This is a genomic window from Chromobacterium sp. S0633 (genome assembly GCF_024158805.1).
Lineage (GTDB): Bacteria > Pseudomonadota > Gammaproteobacteria > Burkholderiales > Chromobacteriaceae > Chromobacterium.
Genome location: NZ_JAMZGH010000007.1, coordinates 140,478 through 155,632, shown reverse-complemented (window position 1 = coordinate 155,632; position 15,155 = coordinate 140,478). Strand labels below are relative to the sequence as shown.

Sequence of the window (15,155 nt, the reverse complement as noted above, 5' to 3'; positions counted from 1 at the left end):
GGCTACTCTCCCGGCGGCCGTCTGGCGCAGGCCGCCAGCCGCATGCGGATCACCTGATTGAAGCGCGCCAGCCAGTAGGGATCGAACTGACGCTCCGAGGCGTTGATCTCGGCGATGGCGCGCATCATCGAATGCCGCAAGCCCCGATGCGCGTGCTTCAAGGTCACCGCCTCGAACGCGTCCACCAGGGCCAGGATGCGCGCGCCGCTGCAAATTTCGTCGCCGCGCAAGCCCTGCGGATAACCGCGGCCGTCCGGCATCTCGTGATGCTGGGCCACCATGCGCGCCGCGTCGGCCCAGGCCGGCATCCTCTCCAAGAGGCCCGCCGCCCAACCCGGATGCTCCGCCATCTGGAGGCGCTCGGCCTCGCTCATCCGCCCCACTTTCAACCAGAACGACTCCGGCAACAGCATCATGCCGATATCGTGCATATACACCGCCGCTTCCAGTTGCCTGTCGTCCACCATCCCCGGCGCCTGACGGCTGGCCTCCAGCGCCAATTCCAGATTGCGCTCGGTGCGGCCCTGGAACTGTGGCAGACGCTGCTCGAACTGCAGCGCCAATAGCCGGAAAAAAGCCAGATCGCCCTGGCTCAGCTGCGCGGCAGCGTCCGCCGGCGCATCCGACTCGATCACGTGCAAGGGAATGCCTGTGATCTGCTCCACCAATTGCTGACAACGCTGCAGCAGCTCGCCTACCGGGCACTCCGCCACCTGGTTCAAGGCCCGCATCAGCAAAGGCAGCTGCAGATCGTCCAGCAGTTCGTGGTTATCCAGCGCCTCCAGCGCCAGACCCAAGCGGTCCATCACCAACAGCATCACATCGCCTATCGAGTCCTCGTAGACCACCTCGCCGCTGCGCAGCCGCTCCAACAGGCTTTCCAAGGCGTGGACGAAAGGCACCACGAAGCGCACCTGGCACATGCTGGCGTCGCCCTTGATGCTGTGCAGCAAGCGAAACAGCTGATCGATCTGAGCGGCGTCGGTGTCGCCGAAACCCAGCTGGCAAACCAAGTGCTCCACCTGCGGCGCGTAATCGCTCATCACCTCCATGAAATCGTGAAACGCCTCCGGCTCCACAATCTCCAGCGTCAGCTCCTGCTTACCCATGCCCCCTCCCATTTTCAATCGCCCTTCATTCCAGTATATGCAGCATGCGGCAAAGCGTGCGACAGCGGCCTTTCCAAACCGCCACGCGCCGCGCATAATTTGCGCCCCCGGCGCATCGTCCGCTCTTTATGTCCGATATTCCCATGCAAAACCCACTGCAAACGCTGCAACAACACATCGCCTTCATTATTGAAGTGGATAAACTCAAAACGGTGTTGCGCAAAACCAAGGCCGCCCATGTCGACCGCTACGAGAACTCCGCGGAACACAGCTGGCAAATCGCGCTGTTCGCCCTCAATCTGCGCGACTTCGCCGCCGAGCCGGTGGACATCGACAAGGTGGTGCGCATGTTGCTGATTCACGACCTGGGCGAAATCGACACCGGCGACACCATCGTCTACGCCGCGGACGGCGCCGCCGAGCGCGAAGCCGAGGAACTGGCCGCGATGCGCCGCATCCTGGGCCTGCTGCCCCAGCCCATGGCCGCGGAGCTGCTGGCCTTGTGGCAGGAGTTCGAGGCCCGCCAAAGCGCGGAAGCGCGTTTCGCCCGCGCGATAGACCGATTGATGCCCATCTTGCTCAATCTGCAATCCGGCGGCCAAAGCTGGCGCGAAAACGGCGTCGGCAAGCAACAAGTGCTGAGCATGGCGGTGGGCAAAGTGGAGGACGGCTGTCCGCTGGCGGCGGACTGGTTGCGCGTGGAATTGGACCGCGCGGAGCGGGACGGTTACTTCGGCGCCTGAGCCCAAATGGAGAAAACCCGGTAGAAATGCCAGGGGATACTGAAAAAACAGGATAAAAACCCTTTCGGCCATGCAGAAAACGCTTGCCATGTCCCGGAACTATAGGCACTATTCCTGCCGCAGGATGCTCAAGTTGTGGATGTGTTGTTGTCGTAGTGGCATTAAGTCCGTACCTCAGTCGCCATTTCCCTTGAACTTCGTGCCTTTTATTTCAACTGCTCGTTTTGAGGAATTAACAAAATGGCAACCGGTACCGTTAAGTGGTTCAACGACTCCAAAGGTTTTGGCTTTATCACCCCGGATGAAGGCGGCGACGACGTGTTCGCTCACTTCTCCCAGATCAATGCCAAAGGCTTCCGCACCCTGGCTGAAAACCAGCGCGTTAGCTTTGACGTCGTAGACGGCCCGAAAGGCAAACAAGCCTCCAACATCCAGCCCATCTAATCATCGCGATTAGTACAGCTTGATGAAAACCCGGCCTCGCGCCGGGTTTTTTGCATTTACGCTTCAACGCAAGGAATTCCCATGTCCGTCTCCGACGATCACGCACACATCATCGCCGCCACCCGCGACTGGCTGGAAAAAGCGGTGATAGGGCTCAATCTCTGTCCGTTCGCCAAGAGCGTCTACGTGAAGAACCAGGTGCGCTACGTGGTCAGCGATGCCGCCCAGCCGGATCAGTTGGCGCAAGAGCTCGCCTCCGAACTGCGCCTGCTGGCCGACAGCAGCCCGGACGAGATCGACACCACCTTGCTGATCCACCCTCGCGCGCTGCAACGCTTCCTGGATTTCAACGACTTCCTCGACATCGCCGACGCCATCGTCGAAGACATGGGACTGGACGGCGAGCTGCAAGTGGCCAGCTTCCACCCCAAGTTCCAGTTCGATGGCACCGGCATCAACGATATCGAGAACTACACCAATCGCGCGCCCTACCCCACGCTGCACCTGCTGCGCGAAGCCAGCATCGGCCGCGCGGTGGAAGCCTTCCCGCAGGCGGAAGCCATCTATGAAAAGAATATCGAAACGCTGAAACAGCTGGGCCTGGACGGCTGGAAAGCGCTGTTCGCCGGCAAAACGCCGTAAGCGCGGGCTCGCCGCGCATTGCCAAGCCCGTCGCGGGCGTGGTACACCACGGGCATTCCACCTTCTTGGAGTTCAGCCCCCATGTCGCTCAGGCCCTTGCTGCCGCTCGTCGCGCTATTGTTGAGCGCTTGCGCTTTCACCCCGGTGCAGAAGCCCGTCGCCGGCGACGACTTTCGCGGCAACGAGCTGGGGCAGAGCAGCGCCAATCGCATGGCCAACCTGGCCATGCGCGACAATCTCGCCAGCTTGCAAACCCTGCTGGAAAAACTGTACAAGCGCAATCCCAGAGAATGGCGCAAGACCGGCGCGGCCGACTACCCGGCCGCGATGCGCCAGGTCATGAGCTCCATCCGCAACAACGCCCCGCTGCCGGCCTTGAGCGGCCAGCGCTCGATCGCGGCGATGAGCGCGGCCTTCGACCCCGGCTTTGGCGGCGACCGGGCCGGCGCCTTGATTTACGGCATGGGCTCCATGCTGGTGGACGCCTACGGCGGACGCACCGAACTGTTCCTGGTGCATGGGCTGGACGCGCAGCAGCTGGCCAACGCCTCGCACAATCTGGAAGTGGCGGCCTGGATGCTGAACAACCGCCAGATCAGCGGCGCGCCGGTCTTGCTATCCAATGAAATCGGCAGCGTGCGCAATCTGTCCTTCGAGCGGGAGTTCGGCAAAATGATGGCCAGGCTGGATTTGCTGGCGGAATTGTCGGACGAGAAACTGCGCCGCAGCGCCATAGACTTCGGTCAATCGCTGATCGCCGGCCCCTTCCTGCAGTTTCTGCCGGTCAGCGCCGTCGCCCAGGCCGCTGCGCCCTGAGAGCCCGTTCAAAGTCTCGCGAGCAAAAGCGAGACAAGGCGAAAGCCACTGAGAAAGCGGAATGGACTCATGGCGCATGAGCCTTTCGAAACGGTTTTCAAGGCCCCGTTCCATCCACCCCGCTGCAGCGCGGCAGACATTGAAGCGGTTCCGGGAGTCGGGCTCAGCTCCGACGCTTGCCCACCTTGTCGCGGTAAAAGGCGCGGATGCGCGGCATATCGGCGTCGATATCGCCGCTGGGCGTGAATATGGGGCCGAAACCGGCCTCCTTGCGGCTGTAATCCAGGTACGCCAAGGCCACCGGCACCTCCGCGCCGCAGGCGATGTGATAAAAGCCGGTCTTCCATTCGGACACCGCCTTGCGCGTGCCCTCGGGCGGAATCGCCACCACCAGCCGGTCCGAACGCCGGTAAACTTCCACCATCTGCTGCACCAGGGAATTATTCTGATGCCGCTTGACCGGAATGCCGCCCAGCCAGCGCATCACCGGCCCCATCGGCCCGGCGAACAGCGTGTGCTTGCCCATCCAGTAGATCTTGGCCCGCGCGGCGAAGCACACGGCCAGCGTCAGCGGAAAGTCCCAATTGCTGGTATGCGGCGCGCCGATCAGCACGTATTTGTCCAGCTTGGGAAACTCTCCTCGCAGCTTCCAGCCGCTCAGCTTGAGCATGGCGATGGACAAGCAGCGGAACAGCGGCCGGATCACGGGCGTGTCGAAAATGGTGAAATGCATGACGGTCCTGAGCAAGGGCCTCGCCCAGGACGGGGAGCGACAACCGAACAGGCGCCGCCCAGCGTCGGGGCAAGCGCCAACCACGTGGAAAAACGCCGGAATGTACCTGATAAAACTATCCCGGTAAATCCGCATTGCGAAATACAATCAGATCTCGCAAGTCCATGAATTCAAAAAGCAAGCACCGCGCCGCCTCACTCCGCCAAGGGATGGATGCGGTACACGCAGCGCCGCCCGCCGTCTTCCAGCGCATGCTCCAGCCGCCGCACTTCCGCGCCCGGCCCCAACACCCGGGCGAACAGCGCCAGCTCGGAGCGGCACAGGCCCTGACATTGGCGCGCCGCCGCGCAGATCGGGCAATGGTTTTCCAGCAACAACCAGCCGTCGCCGTCCAGGCGCGCCTCCGCCATATAGCCTTCCTGGCTGCGTAGCCGCGCCAACGCGGCCACCCGCTCCCCCAGCCCGTCCGCGCCGGACATCGCCAGCCGATATTCCTCCTCCGACTGCGCCTCTCGCCGTTGAATCAAACTCTCCAGGCCGGACTCGCCAAACAGCTCCCTCACCTGCTCCAGCAACTGCAAGGTCAAATCCGCGTGCCGGTCCGGAAAACGGCCATGGCCGCTCTCGGTCAAGCGCCAGAGCTGGGCCGGCCGGCCCACGCCCTGAGCCTGGGCCTCCATCCGCGCCAGCCCCTTCTCCTCCAGCGCAAGCAAATGCTTGCGCGCGCCCATGCTGGTCAGTCCCAATTCCGCCGCCAGCGTCTGCGCCGTCTGAGGCCCCCGCGTTTTCAGCAGATACAGCAGCCGATCCGCGCTATTCATCGCCGCGGTCACCGGACCTCCTCCGCCTCGCGGATCACGCCTTGCAGCCAGGCGGCGGCCAGGCCGCACGTCAAAGCGCCCAGAACCAGCACCAGACGGGTGTCCAGAATGGTCAGCACGCTGCCCAGCAAGGCCACCAACACATTGGCCACGCAGAAGATCGTGGTCAGCAAACCCATCACGCTGCCCTGCCCCAGGCTGGCGAAGCGCTCCGAACACCAGCTGGGCAGGATGGCGTTGTAAATCGCCAGCGGCACGCCCAACAACACAATCAAGCCTATGCCCGGCCAAGGCAGATCCGCCAGCAAACTCAAACCCAGCAGGCCCAGGGCCACCCAGGCCGCATTGATGCGCGCCAGCTCCAGCGGCGCCCGTTTATGCCCAAGTTTGCCCAGCAAGGCGCTGGCCGAGGTCATCAGCACGCACATCAGCGCCGTCACCACCGCGATGCCGCGGCTGTCCAGCTGCGCGTACTCCACCAGCCACAAGGGGTAGAACTCGTAAAAAGCGTTGACCCCGACGGCGAAGGCCAGCTGCATCCAGAACAGCCGCGCCAGCAAAGGGTCCGCCGACAGCAGACGAAAAGAGTGCTGGCCGCGCATCACCTGCAGCAAGGACTGCTCCTGGTGCATGCGCTCGCCGGTTTCCGGCAGGAAGGCCAGCAGCACCCCCAGGCACAGCAGGATGGCGCCGGCCGCCAGCAGGAAAGGCACCGCCTCGCCCAGCGGCAAGGTCAAACCGCCGATCAGCGGCCCCACTAGCCAGCCGGTGTACAGCACCGCGTTGAGAATGGCGAAGGAACGCGCGCGGTCCAACTGCGGATGCAGATCCGCCACGATGGCGCGCGCCACCGCCACATTGCCCTCGGTCAGGCCGGTAACGAAACGCGCCAGCACGAACAATAGATACCAGCGGCTCCACAAGGCGTACGCCGTCAGCAAATAGCCCAGAAAGGTCAGCAACAAGGTTCCGGTCAGCACCCGCCGCCGTCCCAGCCGGTCCGACAACGCTCCAATCAAGGTGCTGCCCAGCAAAATGCCCAGCGGATTGGCGGCCAGGGCCACGCCCAACAGCAGCTTGGGCGGCAGCCCCAGGAAGTGGTTGAACGCATCCGGCACGGAGTTCACGAAGATGGGCGCCAGGATGGGATAAGGCATGGCCACGCCGGCCGTGCTCATCAGCGCCACCAGACAGACAGTCAGCAAAATCAGTTTGGGATGGGAAACATTCATGACGCATACCAATGGGACGATGGCCCATGCTAATCTCGCCATCGCAATAAGTAAACAAATTAGTTTACTTAATATCGCGCCGCGTACTGGAAATCATCAATACAGCATATAGAATGCTGTACGTATGGTTACGAAAAGGCGCGCAGAAACAGGAACCAGATGGCATTCCAAGCGTCTCAAACTACACAAGACCTACTTTATGTTTTTGGAGACTTCCATGACTTCGATGACCAGCAAATCCGCCGTTAAAGCCATTGCCGCCAGCCTGATCGCCGTCAGCCTGCTGTCCGGTTGCGCCAATATGTCCAAGCGTCAGCAAAACACCGCCATCGGCGCGGCCGCCGGCGCCGTGCTCGGCTCCGTGCTCACCGGCGGCGACGCCATCGGCACCGTGGGCGGCGCCGCGGTGGGCGGCGTGGTCGGCAATCAGACCGGCAAACGCTAAACCCGCGACCCCATTCCAAGAGCCAGCCCCGCGCTGGCTCTTTTGTTTTGCCCGCCGCGCCCATATCATCAATACAACAGCACCACGGGCCACGCCATGACCTCCTCCGCACGCATGAATTGGGAACGACTCCTCTCCACCAAACGCTTCAAAGTCATTCAGGGCCACGTCAAGGAAACCCGCACCCCGGCCACCGAAGAAGGCAGCCCGGGCTTGCGCACCGACTTCCACATCGACCACGACCGCGTGGTGTTCTCCAGCGCCTTCCGCCGGCTGGGCCGCAAAACCCAGGTACACCCGCTGGCGCGCCACGACCACACCCACAACCGCTTGACCCACAGCGTGGAGGTGGCCAGCGTCGGCCGCAGCCTGGGCAACCGCGTTGGCATGATGATGCAGCACGCCCATCTGCTGCCGGACAACTACACGCCGCACGATATCGGCGCCGTGGTGCAAGTGGCCTGCCTGGCTCACGACATCGGCAATCCGCCCTTCGGCCACACCGGCGAATACGCATTGCGCGACTGGTTCCGCGCCGAACGCAACGCCCACTGGCTGCACGGTCTGGCGCCGGAGGAAATCCGCGACGTGCAGACCTACGAAGGCAACGCCCACGGCCTGCGCATGCTGGCCACGCTGGAAATGTACACCGGCGAAGGCGGCATGCGCCTGACCGCCGCCGCCCTGGGCGCGCTGATCAAATACCCGTGGACATCGGACGCCGAAGCCGCCCAGGCGCGCGACAAATTCAACATCTACCGCACCGAACTGCCCTATTTCCAGCGCGTGGCCTCGGAGCTGGGCCTGCTGCCCAAGGGCGTGATGCAATGGAGCCGCCACCCGCTGTCCTACCTGATGGAGGCCGCCGACGACATCTGCTACGCCATTCTGGACCTGGAAGACGCGGTGGAGATCGGCATCCTGGACTTCAAAGAGTTCGAAACCCTGTTCTCCGGCTTCACCGAATACGAACGCATCTGGGACATGCAGGACGTGCGTCAGAAATGCGGCACCCTGCGCGGCATCGCCATCGGCCGCTGCGTCAGCGAAGTGGCCGAGAAATTCATGCTGCACCACGACAGCCTGCTGCGCGGCGAATTCCCGGCCAAGGACTTGATCAACCTATGCGGCGCCCAAGTGCAGGACGCGCTGATCCACGCCAAGGAACTGGCCAGCACCCGGGTCTACCGCCACCGCACCAAGCTGGTGACCGAACTCGCCTCCTACCCGTGCATGGCCGGCATCCTGGACGCGCTGATCCCCGCCGCCCACGCCTACGTCAGCAAGGGCGCCGAGCGCCTGAGCCCGCGCGAGCACCTGGCCATGGGCTTGCTGGAACAGCACATCCGCAGTGACGACAGCCTGTATCAGGCCTATATGAAAGTATTGGACTTCGTCGGCGGCATGACCGACAACTACGCCGCCAACCTGGCGCGCGACATTTCCGGCGTGGGCATTCTATAACTCCGCCCCGCCGCAATTCGGCAGTTAGAAAATCAGAAAGACAGGAATGCAGCACACCACCCGTTTTTGCATCGTCCGCCATGGCGAAACCGACTGGAACCGCGAATATCGACTGCAAGGCCACACCGACATCCCCCTCAACCCCACCGGCCAGGAACAGGCGACAAGCCTCAGCCGCGCGCTATGGCCGGGGCGCTACGCCTTCGACGCCCTCTACGTCAGCGACCTGACCCGCACCCGCCAGACCGCCGCGCCGCTGCAGGCGCGATTGAATCTGACGCCCACCTTCAGCGCCGAATTGCGCGAGCGCCATATGGGCGTGTTTCAGGGCCTGACCTACGCCGAGGCGGAGCACAGCATCCGCGACGACTATCTGCAACTCAAATCCCGCGATCCGGACTACGATCTCAAGGGCGGGGAAAGCCTCAACGCCTTCATGGGCCGCATCCGCGACGGCTTCACCGGCATCGCCCGCCGCCATCTGGGCCAGACCCTGCTGGTGGTCACCCACGGCGGCGTGCTGGAAATGATGTACCGGCTGGCCACCGGCAAGCCGATGTCCGAAGCCCGCGACTTCCCTATCCCCAACGCGGCCTTGAACTGGCTGAGCTATAGCGACGGGCAATGGCGGCTTGAACAATGGGCCGACGAATCCCACCTGGCCGCCGCGCTGGACGAAATTCAATAGCAAGACGGCCGCGCCCCCAAGCGGGGCGCGGCCGGCCGCCAACTACGCCAAGGCCAGCAGAGTGCGCGCGATGGTTTCCGCCGACGGCAACTCCGTTGAGCGCCACACCAAGCGGCTCTTCGAATCCACCAGCAAGACCTCCGTGTGGTGCGCGCTCAAATCCGTCTGACGCTGATTGAACGTGGCCAGCATCAGATCCAGGTCGGCCAGCTCGGGGCGGGCCGCCCGCCAGCCTGGTTTAGGCCGAAACCGGGCCAGCCACCGCCGCAACTGTTCCGGCGAATCGTTCAATGGGTCAAGACTCAACGACAATAACTGTATCCGCGCCCGCTTTGATTCCGGCAGCAAATCCTGCACTTGCCGAAACGTCGCGCCCTGGATCGGGCAGACATTGGAGCAGGCGGTGAAAATCAGCTGAACCGCCGTCACGCGCCGCTGCGACAAGGCGTGAAAGCTGCGCCGTTGACCATCGCTGTCATTCAGCATGAAGTCCGGCAGCGGCAGCGGCGGAGAAATCTCTCCGTGCGCCAGAGCCAGATTTCCGGCCCACGCGGTTTTGGCCAATGCGGCCGGCCCCGCCAGCCATAAAGGCGCCAGGCCCGCCAAGCCCATCGCAAACCTCCGCCGTCCCGGATTCAACGGCGCGCCGCCCTTGCCTTGCATGCTAATGCCCCTGTAGAAAAAGCCATAAAGCCCGGCATTCCGCCGCGCTCAGCCGGTAGCGCGGCATATCCGTGCCGATCAGGATATCGGTCGGGTCCTTCCCGCTACGCAACATCTCGCAAAAGCTCGGTTCGGTATACGCCCGCTCCGGCCCCCCGCGCCTGGCGCTGGCCTCCGTCAAGAAGCGCGCGCCCAAATCCGGTGCAAACCGGCCATCCGCCCGCGCCTGATCCTGCAGGCGATGACAGTTGGCGCAACGCGCGTACTCGCTGTCCAAGGGGCGGTTATGGACATACAGCTGGCCGACCAAGGCGGTCTGGCCGTAGAACAGCCGGCCGCCGTCCACAGCCTCCTCGCCGCCGGCCGCGCACGGCGTCCCCCACAGGGCAAGCCCGCAGGCGAGCGCGCCCAAGCCGCGTTTAATTGATGGCGATGATGCGAGCGACACTGGGCACCCCTTGCGGACTCATCGCGAACAACATGTAGTAGCCCGGCAAAACCGCGCCGCTATCCGCGGGAATCTGCAGGGAATAACGCATTTCCCCCGCCATCGGCGCGAGTTGCGACACCGACAAAGCGATCCGACGCTGATCGTTGTTGACCGAATGCGTCACCGCGGACAGCCTCATCAAGGCGAACTGGCTCGCCGCCTGCTGCGTTTTGACTTCGATCACGCTCCCCGGCCGCGCCTGCGCCGGCGCGGCGCTAATCACCGGCCGAGCCGCCGGGCTGCCGTCCGCGTTCAACAAATAAGGAGGGGTCAGGATCTCCGCGTTCAAGTGATTTTGCGGGCAGCCGGCGCCGCACAAGCCGCCGCCGCCGACAAACACCCGCCCATCCTGCAACAGGATCGCCGTGCTATGGTAGGTCCGCGGCACCTGCATGGGCTTCAAGGGCTGGAACACCTGTTTCGCCGAACTCCACAGCTCCGGCGTCAGCACCGCATAGGAGTCCGTGAACGGCTGCGGTATCGTCTGTCCGCCCACAACCACCACGTCGCCGTCGGGCAAGGCCACCGCATTGGCGAATGCGCGGCGATAGCTCATTCCGGGCAGCGACTTCACCTTCACCTGGGCCTTGGGCCCGCCGCGGATATCGATCAGATGGGCCGAGTTGCTCGCATAGGTGGTGCCCGTGTTCTGCTGATAAGCCGGCGCGCCGCCCAGCTTCAGAATCAGGCCGGCGTCAAACATCACCGCATTGCCGTTGATGCTGTAAGGATCATTGCCGCGCGTCCCCGCCGAAACGATGCTGCCGGCTCCGCTGGTGCCTATCCAGTTCATCTGAGCGCTGGGGCCGGCATGGAACACCGTCCCGCCGCTGCCGGCGAACAGCCATAAATGGTTGTCGCCGCGGTACACGCTGCCGTTGGCGTCCTGCGGATCGGGGCCGATCACATTGTTTTCCGGCACGCCGGAAAGCACGGTCCAATGACCGTTGCCCCACACCTCCCCGCTGCGGTTGGGCCGGCTCTTGCTGTTGTAGCCGCCGCTCCAGGAACCGCCCAAAGTCAGCACCCGGCCGTCCGACAACACGGTATTGGCCTCATAGCCCCGCGGAATGTTCATATTGCCGCTGGCGCTCCAGCGCTTGGCCGCCCAATCGTATATTTGCGTTTTAGGGCTGCTGGAGCCGCCGTTGATCAGCAGATTGCCGTTGGGCAACATCGACGTGCCGGGGCAGAACAGATTCGCGCCGGTGGTCACCACCGTCAACGGCAGCGGCGCGTTCTTCGCCGCGTCGAACAGCGCGGTATAGGTCTTGCTATTGCCGTTGCCGCTGTCCCCGCTGAAGGCGTCGGGAAAATCCGCGGACCACATCATCAACTTGTTGTCCGGCAGATTGGCGACGCCCACCGGGGTGACCGGCAGAGGAATCACACCGCTCCAGGCGGAGGGAAGCGCCGCGCTTTTGGCGCCGGGATAATCGAACATGAACTGGTCGTTCACCTGCGCCTTGCCCTGGCACGGCCATTGCACCACCTTGGTTCCCTGCGTCGCAACGCCGGAAAAGATGTTCACGCACTGGCCGCTGGATGCCGACACGATATGGTAAGTGCCGACATCCACCGGCTGGATTTTCCACTGATCATTGGCCACCGCCACGCTTTGGCATGGCCATTGAATCAGCTGAACGCCCTGGTTTCGGCTTGAAGCCGGCACATTCAAACACATCTGCGATTTCTGCGAGACGATGTGGTAGAAGCCGTTTGCCAAGGGCACGAAAGTCCATTGCTCATTGCTCCCCGCCGAGCAAGGCCATTGAATGATGCCGGCTCCGGAGCTGGTCGAACCGCCGCCGACATTCAAGCACTGCCCGCTATTCACCGCCACGATGCCGGTGGCGGCCGCCGCGCTCACTTCAGGACACAGCAGCCATGACACGCCGAGAACACCGCTCGCCAGCGTCATCAATCCGTTTCCAAGCTTCAACATGAAGTCCCCTTAATAGCCTGTTCAAAGTCCGCTGCGCCCCCTGGGCGCAACACGGCGAATCCATCTTCAGAGTGCCCCTCCAGCGCCTGTTTATTCCTTGTCTTCAGCCGCAAGACCTTGCCTCGTCTTGCTCGCAGGGCTTTGGACAGGCGCTTATAAATCGCTTGATCCACACACGTCACGGCATGCCAAGATGCCCTCCCGATCCTTTCCCACGGCCGGATCGGCCGGCGCCGGACACTGCCGCCACTCTGATGGCCCGCCCCAATAAAAACAACAAAAATTTACAACAGATAATGATTTTTGTATCAAATACAGTACACCGTCCTGGAGGAAAGACGAAAAATCGCCGAACGCTTGAAAACAGAGGCGCTATTCAGAAGTACTTTCCAATTAAATTAATATATTAAAAATAAAACAGGACATGTTCTCCCGACCTCCCCATGCGGTTGCTGTCATCCGCGGGCCGCCGGCACGACTAAAGGGCAGGACAGGAGCCCGTCACCGCCCTCGCCACCCGCGCCGCAGGCAAGCAAAACCTCAAGGCCGGATGTACCGCAGCCGCGCCCGGCCCTAAAATAGACTGAAACCATCCGCAAAGGAGCACACCATGGCCCTGCAAAAAACCGATCAGGAATGGCAAAGACAGCTGACGCCGGAACAATACCGCGTCACCCGCCAGGCCGGCACCGAACACCCGTTCAGCGGCGAACACTATACCCGCACCGAAACCGGCGATTACCACTGCGTCTGCTGCGGCACCCTGCTATTCCACAGCGACGCCAAATACGACCCCGGCTGTGGCTGGCCCAGCTTCTGGGCCGAAGCCGCCGGCGCGCGCATCGCCCGCATCGTCGACACCTCGCACGGCATGGTTCGCACCGAGGTGCGCTGCTCCGAATGCGACGCCCACCTGGGCCATGTGTTTCCGGACGGCCCCGAGCCCAGCGGCGAGCGCTATTGCATCAACTCGGCGGCGCTGGGCTTCACGCCCAAGCCTTGAGGCCGCCCAGGTCTGCCGCTGAACTGACCCCCAAACCAAAAAGGCAGCGCCGCCACGATCCATGGCGACACTGCCTTTTATGACTTTCCCGACTGAGGGCGGGCCTGCCCCCGTTTAACGCTTGCCGGCCGCCTCTTCGCGTCGGCGCTTGGCTTCTTCCAACAGATAGACCTGATAATCGTCCAGATCGCCGTCAAAATCGCTGACGCCGCCGCGCGACACCATCCAGAACTCGTCGCAGACCGCGCGCAGCAGCGCGCGGTCGTGGCTGACCAGCATCACCGAACCCTCGAACTCGTTCAGCGCCACGCTCAAGGCCTCGCGCGTGGCTAGGTCCAGATGGTTGGTCGGCTCGTCCAGCAGCAATAGATTGGGGCGCAGCCAGACGATCATGCACAGCACCAGCCGCGCTTTCTCTCCGCCGCTCATGCTGCCCACCGCCTGCTTGACCATGTCGCCGCTGAAATTGAAGGTGCCGAGGAAATTGCGCAGCCCCTGCTCGCGGCAGTCGTTGGATGGCGGTCGCAACTGCGCCGGCGTTTCTCGCGCCAAGCGCAGCATATGCTGCAGCGGATCGTCTTCCGGCCGCAACACGTCCAGCTCTTGCTGCGAGAAGTAGCCGATGTTCAAGCCTTTGCCGCGTATGATCTCGCCGCCGGTGGCCGTCAGCGCTTCGGCCACCGTCTTCACCAGCGTGGACTTGCCCTGGCCGTTGGCGCCCAGAATGCCGATGCGCTGCCCGGCCAGCACGGAGCGGTTCACCCCGTTGACGATCACGACGGGCGGCGCGCCTTCCTCCGCTCCCTCCGCCGCCGGATAACCGAACGAGGCCTGAGACATGGTCAGCATCGGGTTGGGCAGGCTGCTCGGCTCCTTGAACTCGAACTGGAAGTCGGCCTCGGTCAGCACCGGCGCAATCTTCTCCATTCGTTCCAACGCCTTGACGCGGCTTTGCGCCTGCTTGGCCTTGCTGGCCTTGGCCTTGAAGCGGTCGATGAACTTCTGCAGATGCGCCATCTTCTCCTGCTGCTTGGCCAGCACGGCCTGCTGCAAAATCATCTGCTCCGCCCGCATGTCCTCGAACTTGCTGTAGTTGCCGCCATAGCGCACCAGCTTGCCGTGGTCGATGTGCAGAGTGACATTGGTCACCGCGTCCAGGAATTCGCGGTCATGGCTGATCACCACCATGGTGCCGGCGTACTGTTTGAGCCAGGCCTCCAGCCAGACCAAGGCGTCCAGGTCGAGGTGGTTGGTTGGTTCGTCCAAGAGCAATAGATCGGACGGGCACATCAGCGCGCGCGCCAGCTGCAAACGCATGCGCCAGCCGCCGGAAAAGCTGTTCACCGGCCGCTGCAACTCGGCCACGCTAAAGCCCAGGCCCAGGATCAGCGCCTGCGCCCGCGCGGGAGCGTCATGCTCGCCGGCGTCGTTCAGCGCGGTGTAGGCATGCGCCATGCGCATATAGTCCTCGCCCGCCTCGGCTTCGGCCACTTCGCGCCGCGCCGCCAGCAAGGCGGTATCGCCTTCCACCACGAACTCGGTGGCGGTCTGCGAGGTTTCCGGCATGTCCTGCGCCACCTGCGCCATCCGCCACTGGCTGGGGATGGAGAAATCGCCGCTGTCTTCGTGCAGGCTGCCGTTCAAGACCGCGAACAGCGAAGACTTGCCCGCGCCGTTGCGCCCTACCAGGCCGACCTTTTCGCCGGGGTTGATATTGACTGTCGCGCCGTCCAGCAAGACTTTGGTTCCGCGACGCAAAGCCACGTTTTTCAGAATAATCATTGGGAATAGCAGTGTTGCAGAATTTTAGGAAGCAAGAAAACAGCAGCCCGGCGACCACTTGCGTCCCGGCGGAATGCCATGAATAAGCATGCCCGCGGACAAAAGCCGGGGCACGAGGGAGGGATTATACGCAGA

The 15,155-nt window shown here is 63.0% G+C and carries 16 protein-coding genes; 8 read left to right on the top strand and 8 right to left on the bottom strand.

Annotated features, from left to right (window positions below; translation table 11 throughout):
* Positions 1-2: 2 nt before the first annotated feature.
* Positions 3-1,109, bottom strand: a complete 1,107-nt coding sequence (locus NK214_RS07645) for an HD-GYP domain-containing protein (RefSeq protein WP_158274297.1) — start codon at positions 1,107-1,109, stop codon at positions 3-5.
* 143 nt (positions 1,110-1,252) lie between these two features.
* Between NK214_RS07645 and NK214_RS07640 the strand changes: the two genes are divergently transcribed.
* The 4 genes from NK214_RS07640 (at position 1,253) to NK214_RS07625 (ending at position 3,754) form a co-directional block, all read left to right on the top strand.
* Entirely contained in the window at positions 1,253-1,852 is a 600-nt protein-coding gene (locus NK214_RS07640) for an HD family hydrolase (protein WP_235087776.1), read from the top strand.
* A gap of 240 nt (positions 1,853-2,092) precedes the next feature.
* A complete protein-coding gene (locus NK214_RS07635; RefSeq protein ID WP_019101682.1) occupies positions 2,093-2,296 on the top strand; it encodes a cold-shock protein in 204 nt (67 codons plus the stop codon).
* Between the two features lie 81 nt (positions 2,297-2,377).
* Positions 2,378-2,938, top strand: a complete 561-nt coding sequence (locus NK214_RS07630) for a DUF1415 domain-containing protein (RefSeq protein ID WP_253314147.1) — start codon at positions 2,378-2,380, stop codon at positions 2,936-2,938.
* An 81-nt stretch (positions 2,939-3,019) separates the two neighbouring features.
* The gene (locus NK214_RS07625; RefSeq protein ID WP_235087771.1) at positions 3,020-3,754 is read left to right on the top strand and encodes a hypothetical protein; all 735 of its coding nucleotides are present in this window, start codon (positions 3,020-3,022) and stop codon (positions 3,752-3,754) included.
* A 163-nt stretch (positions 3,755-3,917) separates the two neighbouring features.
* Here the strand turns inward: NK214_RS07625 and NK214_RS07620 are convergent, their stop codons facing one another.
* The 3 genes from NK214_RS07620 to NK214_RS07610 form a co-directional block, all read right to left on the bottom strand.
* Positions 3,918-4,487: a lysophospholipid acyltransferase family protein gene (locus tag NK214_RS07620; protein WP_107799707.1), complete on the bottom strand. Its 570-nt coding sequence runs from the start codon at positions 4,485-4,487 to the stop codon at positions 3,918-3,920.
* A 194-nt stretch (positions 4,488-4,681) separates the two neighbouring features.
* Positions 4,682-5,308: a metalloregulator ArsR/SmtB family transcription factor gene (locus NK214_RS07615; RefSeq protein WP_235087769.1), complete on the bottom strand. Its 627-nt coding sequence runs from the start codon at positions 5,306-5,308 to the stop codon at positions 4,682-4,684.
* Positions 5,309-5,316: 8 nt separating this feature from the next.
* Positions 5,317-6,540, bottom strand: coding sequence for an MFS transporter (locus NK214_RS07610; protein ID WP_253314146.1), 1,224 nt, complete (start codon positions 6,538-6,540; stop codon positions 5,317-5,319).
* Between the two features lie 217 nt (positions 6,541-6,757).
* On the opposite strand from NK214_RS07610, the gene NK214_RS07605 reads away from it, so the two are divergent.
* The 3 genes from NK214_RS07605 (at position 6,758) to NK214_RS07595 (ending at position 9,137) form a co-directional block, all read left to right on the top strand.
* Entirely contained in the window at positions 6,758-6,985 is a 228-nt protein-coding gene (locus NK214_RS07605; protein WP_081545093.1) for a glycine zipper 2TM domain-containing protein, read from the top strand.
* A 96-nt stretch (positions 6,986-7,081) separates the two neighbouring features.
* Positions 7,082-8,449: a deoxyguanosinetriphosphate triphosphohydrolase gene (locus NK214_RS07600; protein ID WP_227107673.1), complete on the top strand. Its 1,368-nt coding sequence runs from the start codon at positions 7,082-7,084 to the stop codon at positions 8,447-8,449.
* A 46-nt stretch (positions 8,450-8,495) separates the two neighbouring features.
* A complete protein-coding gene (locus tag NK214_RS07595) occupies positions 8,496-9,137 on the top strand; it encodes a histidine phosphatase family protein (protein ID WP_227107671.1) in 642 nt (213 codons plus the stop codon).
* 42 nt (positions 9,138-9,179) lie between these two features.
* On the opposite strand, the gene NK214_RS07590 is transcribed toward NK214_RS07595, so the two are convergent.
* The 3 genes from NK214_RS07590 to NK214_RS07580 are packed head-to-tail and all read right to left on the bottom strand — an operon-like array spanning position 9,180 to position 12,235.
* Positions 9,180-9,743, bottom strand: a complete 564-nt coding sequence (locus tag NK214_RS07590) for an SCO family protein (protein ID WP_253314145.1) — start codon at positions 9,741-9,743, stop codon at positions 9,180-9,182.
* A 58-nt stretch (positions 9,744-9,801) separates the two neighbouring features.
* Positions 9,802-10,212, bottom strand: a complete 411-nt coding sequence (locus NK214_RS07585; protein WP_107799713.1) for a hypothetical protein — start codon at positions 10,210-10,212, stop codon at positions 9,802-9,804.
* Positions 10,213-10,219: 7 nt separating this feature from the next.
* Entirely contained in the window at positions 10,220-12,235 is a 2,016-nt protein-coding gene (locus tag NK214_RS07580; protein WP_253314144.1) for an RICIN domain-containing protein, read from the bottom strand.
* 610 nt (positions 12,236-12,845) lie between these two features.
* Between NK214_RS07580 and msrB the strand changes: the two genes are divergently transcribed.
* Entirely contained in the window at positions 12,846-13,238 is a 393-nt protein-coding gene (gene msrB, locus NK214_RS07575) for a peptide-methionine (R)-S-oxide reductase MsrB (protein ID WP_253314143.1), read from the top strand.
* Positions 13,239-13,352: 114 nt separating this feature from the next.
* On the opposite strand, the gene NK214_RS07570 is transcribed toward msrB, so the two are convergent.
* On the bottom strand, positions 13,353-15,020 hold the full coding sequence (locus NK214_RS07570; protein ID WP_107799716.1) for an ABC-F family ATP-binding cassette domain-containing protein: 1,668 nt from the start codon (positions 15,018-15,020) through the stop codon (positions 13,353-13,355).
* Between the last annotated feature and the right edge of the window lie 135 nt (positions 15,021-15,155).

Coding starts and splice junctions, on each gene's coding strand:
- NK214_RS07645 (WP_158274297.1), bottom strand. CDS start 1,109: ATGGGTAAGCAGGAGCTGACGCTGGAGATTGTGGAGCCGGAGGCGTTT.
- NK214_RS07640 (WP_235087776.1), top strand. CDS start 1,253: ATGCAAAACCCACTGCAAACGCTGCAACAACACATCGCCTTCATTATT.
- NK214_RS07635 (WP_019101682.1), top strand. CDS start 2,093: ATGGCAACCGGTACCGTTAAGTGGTTCAACGACTCCAAAGGTTTTGGC.
- NK214_RS07630 (WP_253314147.1), top strand. CDS start 2,378: ATGTCCGTCTCCGACGATCACGCACACATCATCGCCGCCACCCGCGAC.
- NK214_RS07625 (WP_235087771.1), top strand. CDS start 3,020: ATGTCGCTCAGGCCCTTGCTGCCGCTCGTCGCGCTATTGTTGAGCGCT.
- NK214_RS07620 (WP_107799707.1), bottom strand. CDS start 4,487: ATGCATTTCACCATTTTCGACACGCCCGTGATCCGGCCGCTGTTCCGC.
- NK214_RS07615 (WP_235087769.1), bottom strand. CDS start 5,308: ATGAATAGCGCGGATCGGCTGCTGTATCTGCTGAAAACGCGGGGGCCT.
- NK214_RS07610 (WP_253314146.1), bottom strand. CDS start 6,540: ATGAATGTTTCCCATCCCAAACTGATTTTGCTGACTGTCTGTCTGGTG.
- NK214_RS07605 (WP_081545093.1), top strand. CDS start 6,758: ATGACTTCGATGACCAGCAAATCCGCCGTTAAAGCCATTGCCGCCAGC.
- NK214_RS07600 (WP_227107673.1), top strand. CDS start 7,082: ATGACCTCCTCCGCACGCATGAATTGGGAACGACTCCTCTCCACCAAA.
- NK214_RS07595 (WP_227107671.1), top strand. CDS start 8,496: ATGCAGCACACCACCCGTTTTTGCATCGTCCGCCATGGCGAAACCGAC.
- NK214_RS07580 (WP_253314144.1), bottom strand. CDS start 12,235: ATGTTGAAGCTTGGAAACGGATTGATGACGCTGGCGAGCGGTGTTCTC.
- msrB (WP_253314143.1), top strand. CDS start 12,846: ATGGCCCTGCAAAAAACCGATCAGGAATGGCAAAGACAGCTGACGCCG.
- NK214_RS07570 (WP_107799716.1), bottom strand. CDS start 15,020: ATGATTATTCTGAAAAACGTGGCTTTGCGTCGCGGAACCAAAGTCTTG.